Raw genomic sequence first — 14,864 nt, 5'->3', positions numbered from 1 at the left:
ACCACGAGAGGAAGAGCACGGGAGATGGTTGTTCAGGTCGACGGTCCGCCGCCGGGGGCGGTACGGACCCGGAGCAGACGGCCGGAGCGGGAGCACCGGTTGGCCCGGCTCGACGTCAGGTACTCGCCCTACCTGTACGTGACGCCGTTCTTCCTGCTCTTCGCGATCTTCGGGCTGTACCCGCTGGCGTACACGTTCTGGGTGTCGCTGCACGACTGGGACCTGTTGGGGGTGGACCCGGCCTTCGTGGGCGCGCAGAACTACACCCAACTGCTGGCCGACGCCGACTTCTGGAACTCGGTGGTGAACACCCTGGGCATCTTCGTCCTCTCCACGGTGCCGCAGCTGCTCGCCGCCCTGTGGCTGGCCAACCTGCTCAACCGGCGGCTGCGGGCACGGACCACCTGGCGGATGGCGGTGCTGGTGCCCAACGTCACCTCGACGGCGGCGGTGGCGATCGTCTTCGCGGTGCTGTTCGGCCGCGAGTTCGGCATGATCAACTGGCTGCTCGACCTGGTCGGCGTCGACGCGATCGACTGGAAGGCGAACCGGCTCGCCGCCTGGACGGCAATCTCCGCCATGGTCGACTGGCGGTGGACCGGCTACAACGCGCTGATCTTCCTGGCCGCGATGCAGGCCATCCCCCGCGACCTGTAAGTCCGCCTCGATCGACGGGGCCGGCCGGGCCCGGCAGTTCTGGTCGATCACCGTGCCGCTGCTCAAACCCACGATCATCTTCGCGGTGATCATCTCCACGATCGGCGGACTGCAACTGTTCACCGAGCCCCGGCTGTTCAATTCCGGCACCAACGCGATCCGGGGCGGGCCGCTGCGCGAATCCCAGACGATGACCATGTACATGTTCGAGAACGCCTTCGCCCCGCACTACAACTTCGGCTACGGCTCGGCCGTCGCCTGGCTGCTCTTCGCCCTGATCGCGGTGGTCGCGGCGATCAACGTACTGATCCTGCGCCGGCTCGGCGGCGGCGCCCGCAAGGGGGACCGATGACCCGCATCTGGTCGGCCGGCCGGCTCACCTACCCGGCACTGACGCTCACCGCCCTGCTGTCGATCTTCCCGATCTACTGGATGTTCGTGGTCGCCAGCCGCAGCAGCGACGCGATGGGCCAGGTTCCGCCACCGCTCACCCCCGGTGGCAACCTCGGCGCGAACATCACCCGGCTGTTCGCCAACCCCGACGCGCACTTCCTCACCGGCCTGGTCAACTCGACGATCGTCGCGGTCAGCGTCACCTTCTCGGTGGTGCTCTTCTCCACGCTGGCCGGGTTCGCCTTCGCCAAGCTGCGGTTCCGGGGCCGCAACGCGCTGCTCATGATCATCATCGCCACCATGATGGTGCCCACCCAGCTCGGGGTCATCCCGCTGTACCTGCTGATGACCAAGCTGAACTGGAACGACCGGCTGCCGGCGGTGATCGTCCCGGCCCTGGTCACCGGGTTCGGCGTGTTCATGATGCGCCAGTACGCGGCTCAGGCGGTCAGCACCGAGCTGATCGAGGCCGCCCGGGTCGACGGCTGCCACACGCTGCGGATCTACTGGAACGTGGTGCTGCCCGCGCTGCGCCCGGCCGCCGCCGTCCTCGGCCTGCTCACGTTCATGACGACCTGGAACGACTTCCTCTGGCCGTACGCTGTGCTCAACGACCCGGAGAACCCGACCGTGCAGTTGTCGTTGCGGGCCCTCTCCGACGGTTACTACCAGGACATGTCGCAGGTGTTCACCGGCACGGCGATCGCGACGCTGCCGCTGCTGCTGGTGTTCGTCGTGTTCGGCCGCCAGATCATCGGCGGCATCATGGAAGGTGCGGTCAAAGCGTGAATGAGGTTCGATTTCCGGAGGGCTTCGTGTGGGGCGCGGCGACCGCCGCGTACCAGATCGAGGGCGCGGCCCGCGACGACGGTCGCGGTGAGTCCATCTGGGACACCTTCAGCCGTACGCCCGGCAAGGTGTTCGCGGGGCATACCGGTGACGTCGCCTGCGACCACTACCACCGGTACGCCGACGACGTGGCGCTGATGGCCGAGCTGGGGCTGGCCGCGTACCGGTTCTCGGTGGCCTGGCCCCGGATCAGGCCGGACGGCACCGGCCCGGTCAACCCGCGCGGCCTGGACTTCTACGACCGGTTGACCGACGCGCTGCTCGACCGGGGCATCGACCCGATCGTCACGCTCTACCACTGGGACCTGCCGCAGACGTTGCAGGACCGGGGCGGCTGGGCCAGCCGGGAGACCGCCGAGCACTTCGCCGACTACGCCCTGGCGGTGCACGCCCGGCTCGGTGACCGCATCCGCACCTGGACGACGCTCAACGAACCGTGGTGCTCGGCGTACCTCGGGTACGGCAACGGGGTGCACGCCCCCGGTGAGCAGGACGCGGGGGCGGCGTTCCGGGCCGTACACCATCTGCTGCTGGGGCACGGCCTTGCGGCGCGGGCGCTGCGGGCGGCGGGCGCGCGGACGGTCGGGATCACCCTCAACCCGGCGGACGTCGCGCCTGCCGACCCGGGCAGCGCCGCCGACGCCGCCGCGGTACGTCTCGTCGACGGCCTCCAGAACCGGATCTTCCTGGACCCGCTGACCGGCGCCGGCTACCCGGCCGACGTGCTCGAACACGTCGCCCGGATGGTGGAGCCGACGTTCGTCCGGGACGGCGACGAGAAGATCATCGCCGCGCCGCTGGACCTGCTCGGCATCAACTACTACTCGCCGACCTACGTCGCGGGCCGCCCGGACGGGGCGGGCAGCAGCGCCTACCCGGGCACCGAGGGGGCGGTGGAGTTCCTGCCCGCCACCGGGCCGGTGTCCGACATGGGCTGGCAGATCGAGCCGGCCGGGCTGACCCGGCTGCTGGTGCGGATCGCCACCGACTACCCGGGGCTCCCGCTGATGATCACCGAGAACGGTGGCGCGTTCCCCGACGACGGCAGCAGCCCGGCGGCCGACGCGGCGGGCCGGATCCACGACGCCGACCGGATCGCCTACCTGGACGGGCACCTGCGGGCCGCGCACGAGGCCATCTCCCGCGGAGTCGACCTGCGCGGCTATCTCGTATGGTCGTTGCTGGACAACTTCGAGTGGGCCGAGGGCTATCGGAAGCGGTTCGGGATCGTCCACGTCGACTATCTGAACCAGCGGCGCACCCCGAAGTCGAGCGCCCGGTGGTACCAGGAGGTGATCTCCCGGAACGGGCTGTGACGAGGTGGTGGTGGCGGGTATGACGGCGGCACAGCGACCCACCCTGGAGGAGGTCGCCCGGCAGGCCGGCGTGTCCCGGGCGACGGTCTCCCGGGTGGTGAACGGCTCCACCACGGTCGCCGAGCCGATCCAGGAGGCCGTCCGCCGGGCGGTGGCCGAGCTGGGGTACGTGCCGAATCTGGCCGCCCGCAGCCTGGTCACCCAGCGGACCGACTCGGTCGCCCTGGTGCTGCCGGAGGCGGCCACCCGGGTCTTCTCCGACGACCAGGTCTTCCCCGGGCTCATCCGGGGCGCGGCCCAGGAGCTGGAGGCCGCCGACAAGCAGCTCGTGCTGATGCTCGCCGGCTCACCCGCCGGGCACGACCGGGTCGCCCGCTACACCACCGGCCGGCACGTCGACGGGGTGCTCTTCGCCTCGTTGCACGGGGAGGACCCGCTGCCCGGCCGGCTCGCCCGGCTGGGCATCCCGGTGGTGTGCAGCGGCCGGCCGCTGGACGCCGCCGACGTGCCCTACATCGACGTGGACCACATCGGGGGGGTCGCCAGGGCGACCCGCTACCTGATCGACAACGGTCGTCGTCGGATCGCCACCATCGCCGGCCCGCAGGACATGGTCGCCGGCATCGAACGGCTCGCCGGCTACCGCGACACCGTGGTCGCCGCCGGCCTGCCGCAGATGATCGAGTACGGCGACTTCACCCGCGAGTCGGGGACCATCGCGATGCGTCGGCTGCTCGCCGCGTACCCCGATCTGGACGCGGTCTTCGCCGCCTCCGACCTGATGGCGCACGCCGCCCTGCGGGCGCTGCACGAGGCGGGCCGGCGGGTGCCGGAGGACGTCGCGGTGATCGGCTTCGACGACATCGAGACGGCCGCCTACACCGAGCCGCCGCTGACCACCGTGCGACAGCCGATCGTCGAGCTGGGCCGGAAGATGACCCGGCTGCTGCTGGCCCTGGCCGATGGTGCGGAGGTGGAGCGGGCGGTGGTGCTGCCGACCGAGCTGGTGATCAGGCAGTCCGCCTGACCCCTCCGCCCGTTCCCTTCCCCCGCCCCGCTCCCGGCCCGACGCTCCCTTCCCCGCCCCCTGCTCCCCGCCCGACGCTCCCGGCCCGACACCCACGCCTTCGCCGCCCCCACTCGCGCCTTACTCGCCCACTTCCCCGCACTTCCCGCCGCCCGGCCACCCGGCAACCCCGCCACCCGGCCACCCGGCCACCCGGCCACCCGGCCACCCGGCCACCCGGCATATTTGAGCATCGCCCAACATAATCACTTTGAGTGAGATAGCCGCAGCCCACCCACATCCCATCTCGACGCTTTGCTCTGCTGCCATCCAAGCGACAGGCACCGTGAGTAGTCGTCCACGATAAGCATCAGCAGGGCGTCCGCCCACCCTGCGCCAGGTCAGACACCTGTCGCGCAGAGGGCAGCAGAGCAAAGGAAGGAAGTGAGAAGTGATGGGGGTGGGCGGGCGATTACCTGGAGTAGCCACGGTCACATTCCCTCTCAACCGCTACACAGAGCGACGACGGTAGGGGACGACGTAAAGCCGTAGCAGTCGGCTGCGACGGATGCCTACGCTCGCGGGCATGCCTGCCACCGCTGTATCGCGTCGTCCCTCGCCCGTGCCTCCCGGCGACGAGGAAAAGCGCTCCGCAGTCCGGCCGGGGGCGGGGTGGCACGGGTGCTGATCCGTACCGCCCGACCAGACGACGCGCCGAGGGTGGTGGCGCTGCGGTCGCTCGTCCATCCGTATTTGGTGCGGGGGATCGCGTCGACCCGGCAGATGATCGCCCAGCCACCACCCGAGGAGAACTGGGCGGCCTGGGTCGCCGAGACGGACGGGCAGATCACCGGCTGGGTTTCGGCGTTCCGGAACGCTCAGACCTCCGAGCCGAACTTCGGGGACATCTCCACCCTGCACGTGCATCCGGGGCATCGGGGCCGGGGGGCCGGAACGGCGCTGCTCACCGCCGCTCTGGCGCACCTGAGGTCGCTCCGGGTCCGCCGGGTGCGGACCTGGGCGCTGACCGACTCCCTGCCGTACGCCCGCCGGCACGGGTTCACCCCGAGCCGGGAACTGCGCTACTCGGCGCTCGACCTCCGCCCGGCACCACCGATGCCCGAACCGCCCGCCGGGGTACGTCTGCTCCCGCTCACCGGGCTCGACCCGTACCAGGTCTATCTCCTCGACGACGCCGCCGCTCCGGACGAGCCGGGCGACGTGCCGGTGGACGCGACCAGCTACTCCTACTGGCGGTCGGAGTGCTGGGAGAACCCGGGGCTGGACCGGGACGCCAGCACCGTCGCCGAGGTCGACGGTGCGCTGGTCGCACTCAGCCTGGTCAAGCGGGACGGCGACCGGATGTGGTCCGACTACACCGCGACCCGGCCGGAGTACCGGGGCCGAGGGCTGGCGCGACTGACCAAGCAGGCCGCGCTGCACCGGGCCGCCGGCAATGGGGTACGGACTGCCTACACCGCCAACGACGAGGCCAACGCCCCGATGCTGGCGATCAACACCCGACTCGGCTACCGCCAGACGGCATCCAGTTGGTCCTGCCTCCGCGAACTCACCTGACGACACATCCGGCCGGATCACCCCACCACCGGGAAGCCCGGCCGCCGGTCAGCCCTCGGCGAGGACGCGGGTGGCGATCGTGTGGGTATCGACGCCGAAGAGCACCAGGCGGGCCTCGGTGACCTGGGCCGGCGTCGCAGGGCGCAGCACGGTCAGCGCCTGGCGTACCGCGTCGTCGATCGGCCAGCCGTAGACGCCGGCGGAGATCAGCGGGAACGCAACGGTGGTCGCACCCAACCCGTCGGCGACGGCGAGACTGTTGGCGTAGCAGTCCCGCAGCAGGGCCGACCGGTCCTCGGTGGTGGAGTGGACCGGGCCGACGGTGTGCACCACCCAACGGGCCGGCAGGTCCCCCGCGGTGGTGGCGACCGCCTGCCCGGTGGGCAGACCCCGGCCGTACCGGGAGGCCCGCAACGCCCGGCACTCCGCCAGGATCGCCGGGCCGCCCCGGCGATGGATCGCCCCGTCGACGCCTCCGCCGCCGAGCAACGACGAGTTGGCCGCGTTGACGATCACATCGACCCGCTGGGCGGTGATGTCCCCCTCGACCAGGGTCACCCGCATGTCAGCTCTCCTCGATGTGCTGGCCCAGCGAGCGGCGGGCGAGCAGCGCCGCCCCGGCGACGGCGGCCGGCATCACCAGCACCGCACCGAGCGGGATCAGGAAGCACAGGAAGACCGCCACGCCGAAGCCGAGCGAGGTGGCCCGGTCCGCCTTCAGCCGGGCCCGGCGGTCCGGCAGCCGCAGCCCGCGACGGGAGAACGGCGCACCGACCAGCTCCACGGCGAGCAGCCAGCCGCCCACCGCCGCACCGACCACCGGCACCACGGTCTGCCCGACCACCGGGATGAACCCGGCCAGGAACAGCGGGATGCCGAACAGCACCGAGAGCCCGATCAGCCGGAGCGAGTCGACGATGCTGCGCCGCAACGACGCCCCGAACGGCACCTCCACCGCGCCGGGGGTACCGCCGAGCCGGTCCTCCACCCGCTCGGAGATCTTCTCGTAGAACGGGTCGCCGATGACCAGGGTGACCGCGGTGAAACCGACCACGGTGAGCAGCCCGCCGAGCCCGAGGAAAGCCAACCCGGCGATCACCCGCACCAGGCTGCGCGGGGTGTCCGACCAGTCGTCGGCGAACGGGGTCACCCACGCCGCCAGCTCGTCCACGAAGTAGATCAGGGTGGCGAACGCGGCGACGAAGAGCGCGGCGGACAGCAGCGCCGGCACCACGCCCAGCAGCATCAGCCCCGGGCTGCGGACGTACAGGCCGAGGCCGCGCAGGAGCAGGCCCACGCCGCCGAAGAAGCGACGGGTGGCGCCGGTCACCGGCGCGGCGATCGTACGGGGTCCGTTCACGACCGCAGAGCCTATCGGCCGTACACCATCGCCACCGGACACCCGGTGGCGTTGCGCGCCGGGTCGGGCCGGCAGGATGCAGGGGTGCGGGCGTCCCGGTTGATCTCCCTGGTGTTGCTGTTGCAGGCCCGGGAGACGATGACCGCCGCCGAACTCTCCCGGGAGCTGGAGGTGTCCGAGCGGACCGTCTACCGGGACGTGCTGGCGCTGTCCGCCGCCGGGGTGCCGGTCTACGCCGACCGGGGACGGGCCGGCGGGTACCGGCTGCTCGGCGGCTACCGGACCCGGCTGACCGGGCTGACCCGCGACGAGGCGGAGGCGCTCTTCCTCGCCGGGCTTCCCGGCCCCGCCGGTGACCTGGGGCTGGCCGACGCGGTGGCGTCCGCCGAGCTGAAGGTGCTCGCCGCGTTGCCGCCGAGCCTGCGCGACGCCCCGGCCCGTACCGGGCAACGGTTCCACCTGGACGTGCCCGGCTGGTTCCGGGAGTCCACCCCGCCCCGCTGGCTGGCCGAGCTGGCCCGCGCGGTGTGGCGGGACGGGGTGGTGGTGCTGCGGTACCGGCGCGGCGAACGGGAGGTGACCCGCCGGGTCGAGCCGTACGGGCTGGTGCTCAAGAGCGGCACCTGGTATCTCGTCGGCCGGGTCGGTGACGCGATGCGTACCTACCGGGTGGACCGGGTGGTCGACGTCGTGCCCGAACCGGCGACGTTCGTCCGCGACGACGGTTTCGACCTGGGCGGCTACTGGCGGGAGCAGGCCGAGTCGTTCCTGCGGGGCATGCTCGCCGAGCGGGTGACCGTGCGGGTCAGCCCCGTCGGCCTGCGCCTGCTGCGTTTCCTCGCCGACACCCCCTTCGCGTACGAGGAGGCGCTGGCCGCCGCCGGGGCACCCGACGGGCAGGGGTGGGTGGTGACCCGGCTGCCCGTCGAGTCCGTCGAGGTGGCGTACGCCCAGTTGCTCGCCTTCGGCCCGGAGGCGGAGGTGCTCGACCCACCGGAGCTGCGGGCCCGCCTGGTCGACGCGGCGGCCCGCTCAGCCGCCCTCTACGGCGTCGCCCCCGTACCCCCGGATCAGCGGTAGCCGGTGGGGTCGGCGGGCCGGTCCGCCTCGACCACCTCGCTGAGGTAGCGGAAGGCGTCCGGCCGGCTGCCGTCGAGGTCGGTGAAGCCGTACACCCGGGCCAGTTCGCCGGCCGAGACGGACGCCTGGTTCCAGCGGGCCCGCTCGGCGTCGGCGGCCAGGGCGACGACCGCGCGCCCGACGAAGGCCGGCGTCTCCGAGATCACGAAGTGCGGGTCCTTCGCCGCGCCGTCGCGCCAGGTCTCCTCGGTCACCCCGAAGTGCTCCAGCATCGCCTCGGACCGGATCCAGCCGGGGGTGAGCGCCACGGCGGTGCACCCGTGCGGCGCCAGCTCGTGCCCCCAGCTGTACGCGAGCCGGGTCACCGACACCTTCGCCAGGTCGTAGAAGACCGACAGCCGGTAGTGCGTGTCGTTGTACGCCCGGGTGCCGTCGCCGATCTCGACGACCAGCCCGCCGGGGCGGCGGATCAGCAGCGGCAGCGCGAAGTGGCTGGTGACGATGTGGGTGTCCACGGCCAGCCGCAGGGTACGGAACCCGGCCTCCAGCGGCTGCTCCCAGACCGGCTTCTCCCAGGTGATCAGCGGGTCGGCCCCCCACACGTCGTTGACCAGCACGTCGAGCCGGCCCTGTTCGGCGTCGATCCGGGCCACCAGGTCGCGTACCTGCTCGGGCACCAGGTGGTCGACCCGGACCGCGATGCCGGTGCCGCCGGCGGCGGTGACCAGCTCGGCGGTCTCCTCGATGGTCTCGGGACGGTCCAGCTCGGAGCGGCCGGCCCGGCTGGTGCGGCCGGTGGCGTAGACCGTCGCTCCGGCCGCGCCGAGCTGGACCGCGATCTGCCGCCCTGCGCCCCGGGTCGCGCCGGCCACCAGCGCGACCTTTCCCTCCAACGGTGTCGTCGTCATACCGTCGAGGGTGGCAGTGATACCTGACAACCGAAGTCCGGTTTCGCGTGACGGTTCGATCCGGCATGCTCCCGGCATGCACCTGCTGCTCTCCGGGATCGTCGGCTCGGTCGCCTACGGGCTGGCCGGCCCCGGCTCGGACGTCGACCGGATCGGCGTCTTCGCCGCCCCGACGGTCGCCTTCCACGGCCTGCGGCCGCCCCGGGAGTCGGTGGTCACCACCGACCCGGATGTCACCCTGCACGAGGCCGGCAAGTACGCCCGGCTGGCGTTGAGCGGCAACCCGACGGCCACCGAGCTGATCTGGCTCCCCGACGACTGCTACGAGACCCGCACCGAACTCGGTGACCGCCTGATCGCCATCCGGTCGGCGTTCCTCAGCGCGCCGCGCGTCCGCGACGCCTACCTCGGGTACGCGAGTCAGCAGTTCCGCAAGCTGACCACCCGCGACGCGACGGTGGGCGGTCGACGCCGCTGCGCCAAGCACGCCCGGCACCTGGCCCGGCTGCTGCACCAGGGGCGCACCCTCTACGCCACCGGCGTGCTGGAGATCCGGCTGGCGGACCCGCAGTGGTTCCGGGCGTTCGGTGAGCGGGTCGCGGGCGGCGCGCTCACCGAGGCGGAAGCCCTGGTCGCCGAGGCGGAGCGGGACTTCGACCGGCTCCGCACCCCGCTGCCCGACCGGCCCGACGAGGCCACCGTGGAACGCTGGCTGCGTGCCGTCCGCGCCGCCCACCTGCCGACGGCGGGCGCGGACGCTAGTCGTTGAGGAAGGTGGAGATCCGGTCCCGCAGGTCGGCGCGGTCGGTCCAGGCGAAGCCGGGGCGGTCGTAGACGTGCAGGGTCGCCTGCGGCAACGCCTCGGCCAGCTCGGCGGCGATGTGGGTCGGGTGCAGGTCGTCGCCGACGCAGCCGATCACCAGGGCCGGGGCGGTCACCCCGGCCAGGGCGGCGAGGTCGGCCAGCGGGGACTGCTCCGGCAGGTCCGCCAGGCCGGCGGCGAGCCCGTCCCGGAGCAACTGGTCGAGGCGTTGGCGCAGGTAGGCCCAACCGGCCGGGGTGTTGCGGACCGACGGCGGCAACTCCAGGGCGACCGCGTCCGCCACGGCCGATGCGTCGCCGCCGGACACCGCCGCCAGCAGGTCGGCGAGCCGCTGCTGGGCGATCGGGCCACGCGGCCGATCGAGGACGGCGGGGAGCAGGAAGACCAGCTTCTCGAACCGGTCCGGGCTCTCGGCGAGCAGCCGGCACAGCGCGCCCGCGCCGAGGCTCGCCCCGAACGCCCGGGTGGCGCCGCTGAGATCCGCCATCGCCCGCAGGTCGCGGGCCAGGTCGAGGTAGCTCCACGGGCCGGGCGGCGCGTCGGAGCGGCCGTGCCCCCGGAACTGGAAGAAGACCCGGCGACCGGCCACCGCGCTGCCGAACGGTCGGGTGGTGGCGATGCCGTTGCCGAACCCGTGCGCGAACACGGTGACCGGGTCACCGATGCCGGTGACCAGCCGTTCCAGGTGCACGTCGTGCGGGGTGGCGACCAGCTCGGTCTCCGGCTCCGGCAGGGCGGGTCGCCCGGTACGCGGCGCCCCGGGCCCCGGGCCCCAGGTGCGGGGCCCGCCGTCCGGTGGTGGCGGCCAGCGGAAACCTCTCACCAGAACCCTTTGCCGTCGTGCAGGTCACGCAGCCCCACCCGGACGTCGAGCAGGTAGATCAGACCGGCCGCGATGCCGATCAGCCCGAAGATGCTCAGCGCGCCGAAACCGAGCAGGGTGAGCAGCATGCAGACGGCCAGGATGGCGATCCATCCGCCCTTGGGGAGGGTCCCGATCGCCGGGAAGGCGTCCGAACGCTGGGTGAACGCGTGCACCAGCGAGATGCCCTGCACCGCCAGTGCGAACACGAGCAGGACCAGGTCGATCACGTAGACGAGGTGGAACACGAAGATCGGCGCGGCGATGGCCATGTCGGCCAGCATATGCCGACGGCCCCGGAAACGTCCGTCAGGACGCCCCCGGGGCCGGTGTCGGCAACGGTCACTCGGCGGCCGGGCGGGTCCGCTTCGTGGTCTTCGGCTTCGCCGGCGTACCGGTCGCGGTCGACCCGGTCGCCGCCGGCTTGGTGGCCTTGGCGGCCTTGCTGACCCGGGTCCGGGTGGCCTTGGCGGCGGCCGGCTTCGCCTCGACGACCTCGGCCACGTCCGCCGGGGTCGGCGTGTGGTCGGCGGCGGCCCCGCCCGAAGGGCTGGTGGTCACGGTGTCCGACGGGCTGGTGGTCACGGTGTCCGCCGGGCCGGTCGTGGTGTCCGCCGTGGTCCCGGTGCGCACGGTGGCGTCGGTCGCCTCGATGTCGGCGTTGACGGTGTCGGCGGCCTCCAGCACCCCGGCACCGACCACCCGCTCGCCCCGGGCGATCAACGCACCGTACGCGGCCAGCGCACGCTCCTGGGCGGCCTGCGCCCCGGCGACCACGACGGCCGCGTTGCGGGTGGCGGCACCGCGCAGCCGGTCCAGGTCCAGCTCGGCCCGCAGCTTGTCCAGGTCCAGCTCGGCGCGGAGCTTGTCCAGGTTCAGTTCGGTCGGGGCGACCCGCTCACGCAGGCCGGTGGCGGTCAGGTTGGCGGTACGGAAGGTCTCGGTGGCCTTCTGCCGCAGCTCGACCCCGGTGACGACGGCCCGGCCGCCCAGCTCGGCGACGACCTTGGTGCCGTCGGCGACGACCCGGTTGCCCAGCTCGGTCGCCACGGTGGGCAGCTTGCGCAGCTGCTGGTAGGCCAGCTCTCCGGCGCCGGCGGCGGCGTAGAGCGGGGCAGGGATGCGGTTGGTCTTCGGCTGGGTCATGACAACTCCTCCTCGGCCGCTCCGGCGGCCCTGCTGGTGCTGGTCGTGGATGCGGCATCCGCCCGGTCGGCGCGGGTGCCGGTGGTGGGCGCGGTGTCCGGGGAGTGCGGTGCCGTCCCGGCGCTGCCCGCTCCGGTCGGGGCGGGGGCGGTGCCCGCCTCGGTGCGGGCGACCGATTCCAGGACGGCCTCGGTCGGGGTGCCCTCCGGGGTGACCGGGCCGGTGGCCGCCGGGGTGATCCCGGCTGCCGCACCGGTCGGCACGGCCGGCGCGGACGGGCCGCCCGTCGGGGCCGGCGTGCCCGGCCGGTCCGCCGCGGCGGCGGTCCGGTCGGTGACGACCGGCTGATCCGTGACGGTCGCCCCGTCGGTGACGAGCGGCTGATCCGTGACGGCGATCTCGTCGGTGACGGCCGCCGCGGCGGTCTCGTCGGTGACGGCGGTCCGATCGGTGACGGCGGTCTCGGTCCGGCCCGCAGCGGACGGGTCCGGTGCGGTGGCGGTGGCCGGTCCGGCGGGTGCGCCGGTGGGCCCGGCCGGGGCCACCGGCTCGTCCTCGGCGGACGGGTTGGCGGCGGCTTCGGCCTCGGCCAGGCGGGTGTTCTCCCGGCGGAAGGTCTCGTAGATCTGGCTGAGGGACTGCTTCTGGGCCATCGTGAGGTCGGGGTCGACCGCGATGGCGGCGAGCACCCCCTGACCCTCCTTGTCGTCGAGCAGCCCGGCCCGCAGGTACATCGCCGGGGTGGAGACCCGCAGCGCGCTGGCGAGCTGCTGGAGCACCTCGGCGCTGGGCCTGCGCAGGCCCCGCTCGATCTGGCTGAGGTAGGGGTTGCTCACCCCCGCCTGCTCGGCGAGTTGGCGGAGTGAGATCTTGGCGTTCCGCCGCAGGTCACGGATGAATCCGCCGACGTCGGGTAGATCCTTGGGTGCGGCCATGCCCCAACCGTAGTCCGCGCTGCTAGCTCCAGCAAGCAAAACGCTTGCCAGAGTTAGCGAGGTAACAAAACCGCGTTGCGACGCCTGATGCCCGGTCCGTACCTTGCACGGCGTGACCACGGATATCGCCGTCAACGGCACCACCCTGGGGTACGACGAGACGGGCGACGGCAGCCCGGTGCTCCTGCTGCACGCGGGGATCGCCGACCGGCGGATGTGGCACGGCGTCCGGGACGCCCTCGCCGACCGGCACCGGGTGATCTGCCTGGACCTGCGCGGCTACGGGGAGTCGGCGCTGCCGCCGGAGTCCTTCGCCCACCACGACGACGTCCGGGCGGTGCTGGACGCGCTCGGCATCGCGCAGGCCGCCCTGGTCGGCTGCTCGTTCGGCGGGGCGGTGGCGATCGACACCGCGCTGGCGTACCCGCAGCGGGTGTCGGCGCTGGCGCTGTTCGGCACCGCCGTCTCCGGGCACGAGTGGTCGGAGCAGACCGAGGAGTTGTGGAACACCCTCGTCGGTGAGGTCGACGAGGAGGATCTCGCGGCGAGCGCGGCCGGCGAGGTGCGGTTCTGGGTGGTCGGGCCGTACCGGCGGCCCGAGGATCTGGACCCGGCGCTCGTCGCCTTCGCCGAGGAGTCCGACCGGCGGGCCCTCGCCGCCGAGCAGGCGCTGAGCGCGGTGGACGTCGTCGAACTCGACCCGCCCGCCATCGACCGGCTCGGCGAGCTGAGCATGCCGGTGCTGGTCACCGCCGGTGCCGTCGACATTCCGGACATCATCCGGCTGGCCGACCGGATCGCCGCCGAGGCTCCGGACGCCCGCCGCCTCCCCGACGTCCCCGACGCCGCCCACCTGGTCCCGCTGGAACGCCCGGCCCCGGTGGCCGACGCTCTGCGCGCCTTCCTCCCCTGAGGGCGGGGACGAGGGGGCGGGTCACCAGACGGGACGGACCGCGCCGACGGGGAGACCACCACCCAGCAGGGGCAGTTCGGCGTACTCGGTCAGGACGGGGGCCTGCACGCCGAGCCGGCGCAGCCCGGAGACCAGCACCGGCATCCGGGCCCGGGTGGCCCCGTCGTCGATCTTGAGGGCGACCGCCCCGACGCCGGGCAGCGCGGCGGCGATCACGCCCTCCGCGCCGATCTTCGCCAGCATCCCCGGTACGCCCCGCATCAGCCGGGTGTCGTCCGCCCCGGTGCCGCCGACCAGTTCCGGGTACGCCCGCATCGCGTCCGCGACGGTGCGCTCCGGGGAGCCCGGCTCGGCGGTCACCAACCGCAGGAACGCCCGCGCCAGCCCGGTCAGCGAGACCGCCAGCACCGGCGCACCGCAGCCGTCCACGCCGACCGCCGCCGCCCACTCGCCGGTGAACTCCTCGATGGTGGCGGTCAGCCGCCGCTGCAACGGGTGCTCCGGCCGCCAGTACCCGTCCAGCGGCCAGTCGGCGGCCAGGCAGGTCAGCAGCATCCCGGCGTGCTTGCCGGAGCAGTTCATCGCCAGCCGGCTCGGGCCACCTCCCTCCCGGAGCACGGCCTCCCGGGCGGCCTCGCCGAACGGCAGGTCGGCCGGGCAGTGCAGGGCGTCCGGGTCGAGGCCGGCGGAGCGCAGCAGCGCCGCCACCCGGGCCAGGTGGAACTCCTCACCGGCGTGGCTCGCCGAGACGAGCGCGACGTCGGCCGGGTCGGTCGCCGCCAGCCCGGCCCGGAGCATGCCGAGCGTCTGCAACGGCTTGCTGGCCGACCGGGGGAAGATCGGCGAGGTGCCGTCCCCGGCACCGGCAACCGGTGCGCCGGCGGCGTCGAGCACCACCACCGAGCCCCGGTGCACGCCCTCCACGAACCCCGACCGGACCACCTCGGCGAGCGGCCCGCCACCCTCGTACGTCTTGGTCACCCTGGGAAGGTACCGACGCGGGCCGACGCGCCCGGCACCCGGGTGACCTGCGACGCC

14 protein-coding genes and 2 pseudogenes are annotated in these 14,864 nt (G+C 73.1%); 8 read left to right on the top strand and 8 right to left on the bottom strand.

From position 1 onward, the window contains the following. Window positions 1–24 precede the first annotated feature (24 nt). The 5 genes and pseudogenes from ACN265_RS01655 (at window position 25) to ACN265_RS01635 (ending at window position 5,799) form a co-directional block, all read left to right on the top strand. Window positions 25–1,009 (top strand): annotated as a pseudogene (locus ACN265_RS01655) (carbohydrate ABC transporter permease). Beyond that, entirely contained in the window at window positions 1,006–1,839 is an 834-nt protein-coding gene (locus tag ACN265_RS01650) for a carbohydrate ABC transporter permease (protein WP_204924754.1), read from the top strand. The pseudogene ACN265_RS01655 and the gene ACN265_RS01650 overlap by 4 nt, the downstream one beginning before the upstream one ends. Beyond that, the gene (locus ACN265_RS01645) at window positions 1,836–3,215 is read left to right on the top strand and encodes a GH1 family beta-glucosidase (RefSeq protein WP_357926135.1); all 1,380 of its coding nucleotides are present in this window, start codon (window positions 1,836–1,838) and stop codon (window positions 3,213–3,215) included. The genes ACN265_RS01650 and ACN265_RS01645 overlap by 4 nt, the downstream gene beginning before the upstream one ends. 19 nt (window positions 3,216–3,234) lie before the next feature. Further along, complete coding sequence (locus ACN265_RS01640) at window positions 3,235–4,242, top strand: LacI family DNA-binding transcriptional regulator (RefSeq protein WP_421405805.1); 1,008 nt, start codon at window positions 3,235–3,237, stop codon at window positions 4,240–4,242. A gap of 660 nt (window positions 4,243–4,902) precedes the next feature. Further along, window positions 4,903–5,799, top strand: coding sequence for a GNAT family N-acetyltransferase (locus ACN265_RS01635; RefSeq protein WP_421405804.1), 897 nt, complete (start codon window positions 4,903–4,905; stop codon window positions 5,797–5,799). Between the two features lie 48 nt (window positions 5,800–5,847). Here the strand turns inward: ACN265_RS01635 and ACN265_RS01630 are convergent, their stop codons facing one another. Then, window positions 5,848–6,363 carry an O-acetyl-ADP-ribose deacetylase gene (locus ACN265_RS01630; RefSeq protein ID WP_421405803.1) on the bottom strand — a complete coding sequence of 172 codons (516 nt, stop codon included), beginning with the start codon at window positions 6,361–6,363 and terminating at the stop codon, window positions 5,848–5,850. 1 nt (window position 6,364) lies between these two features. Beyond that, window positions 6,365–7,159, bottom strand: coding sequence for an EI24 domain-containing protein (locus tag ACN265_RS01625; RefSeq protein ID WP_204924750.1), 795 nt, complete (start codon window positions 7,157–7,159; stop codon window positions 6,365–6,367). 84 nt (window positions 7,160–7,243) lie between these two features. On the opposite strand from ACN265_RS01625, the gene ACN265_RS01620 reads away from it, so the two are divergent. Next, on the top strand, window positions 7,244–8,239 hold the full coding sequence (locus ACN265_RS01620) for a helix-turn-helix transcriptional regulator (protein ID WP_421405802.1): 996 nt from the start codon (window positions 7,244–7,246) through the stop codon (window positions 8,237–8,239). On the opposite strand, the gene ACN265_RS01615 is transcribed toward ACN265_RS01620, so the two are convergent. Beyond that, complete coding sequence (locus ACN265_RS01615; RefSeq protein ID WP_421405801.1) at window positions 8,230–9,147, bottom strand: SDR family oxidoreductase; 918 nt, start codon at window positions 9,145–9,147, stop codon at window positions 8,230–8,232. The genes ACN265_RS01620 and ACN265_RS01615 overlap by 10 nt on opposite strands. 76 nt (window positions 9,148–9,223) lie before the next feature. Between ACN265_RS01615 and ACN265_RS01610 the strand changes: the two genes are divergently transcribed. Continuing rightward, window positions 9,224–9,916 (top strand): nucleotidyltransferase domain-containing protein, encoded by a 693-nt coding sequence (locus ACN265_RS01610; protein ID WP_204924747.1) that lies wholly within the window; start codon window positions 9,224–9,226, stop codon window positions 9,914–9,916. Here the strand turns inward: ACN265_RS01610 and ACN265_RS01605 are convergent. The 4 genes and pseudogenes from ACN265_RS01605 to ACN265_RS01590 form a co-directional block, all read right to left on the bottom strand. Further along, window positions 9,906–10,793, bottom strand: coding sequence for an alpha/beta fold hydrolase (locus ACN265_RS01605; RefSeq protein ID WP_420117327.1), 888 nt, complete (start codon window positions 10,791–10,793; stop codon window positions 9,906–9,908). The genes ACN265_RS01610 and ACN265_RS01605 overlap by 11 nt on opposite strands. Next, entirely contained in the window at window positions 10,790–11,104 is a 315-nt protein-coding gene (locus tag ACN265_RS01600; RefSeq protein ID WP_088643267.1) for a DUF2516 family protein, read from the bottom strand. The genes ACN265_RS01605 and ACN265_RS01600 overlap by 4 nt, the downstream gene beginning before the upstream one ends. Before the next feature lie 70 nt (window positions 11,105–11,174). Further along, complete coding sequence (locus tag ACN265_RS01595) at window positions 11,175–11,978, bottom strand: hypothetical protein (protein ID WP_421405800.1); 804 nt, start codon at window positions 11,976–11,978, stop codon at window positions 11,175–11,177. A gap of 191 nt (window positions 11,979–12,169) precedes the next feature. Then, window positions 12,170–12,913 (bottom strand): annotated as a pseudogene (locus tag ACN265_RS01590) (helix-turn-helix domain-containing protein); the annotation flags it as partial. 112 nt (window positions 12,914–13,025) lie between these two features. Here ACN265_RS01590 and ACN265_RS01585 point away from each other — a divergent pair. After that, window positions 13,026–13,826 carry an alpha/beta fold hydrolase gene (locus tag ACN265_RS01585; RefSeq protein WP_421405799.1) on the top strand — a complete coding sequence of 267 codons (801 nt, stop codon included), beginning with the start codon at window positions 13,026–13,028 and terminating at the stop codon, window positions 13,824–13,826. Between the two features lie 21 nt (window positions 13,827–13,847). Here the strand turns inward: ACN265_RS01585 and ACN265_RS01580 are convergent, their stop codons facing one another. Further along, window positions 13,848–14,807, bottom strand: coding sequence for an asparaginase (locus ACN265_RS01580; RefSeq protein ID WP_421405798.1), 960 nt, complete (start codon window positions 14,805–14,807; stop codon window positions 13,848–13,850). Window positions 14,808–14,864: the final 57 nt, after the last annotated feature.

Source organism: Micromonospora sp. WMMD730 (assembly GCF_049178955.1).
GTDB lineage: Bacteria > Actinomycetota > Actinomycetes > Mycobacteriales > Micromonosporaceae > Micromonospora > Micromonospora wenchangensis.
Note: the sequence above shows the minus strand (reverse complement) of the source record. Positions and strands in the feature narration are given on the sequence as shown.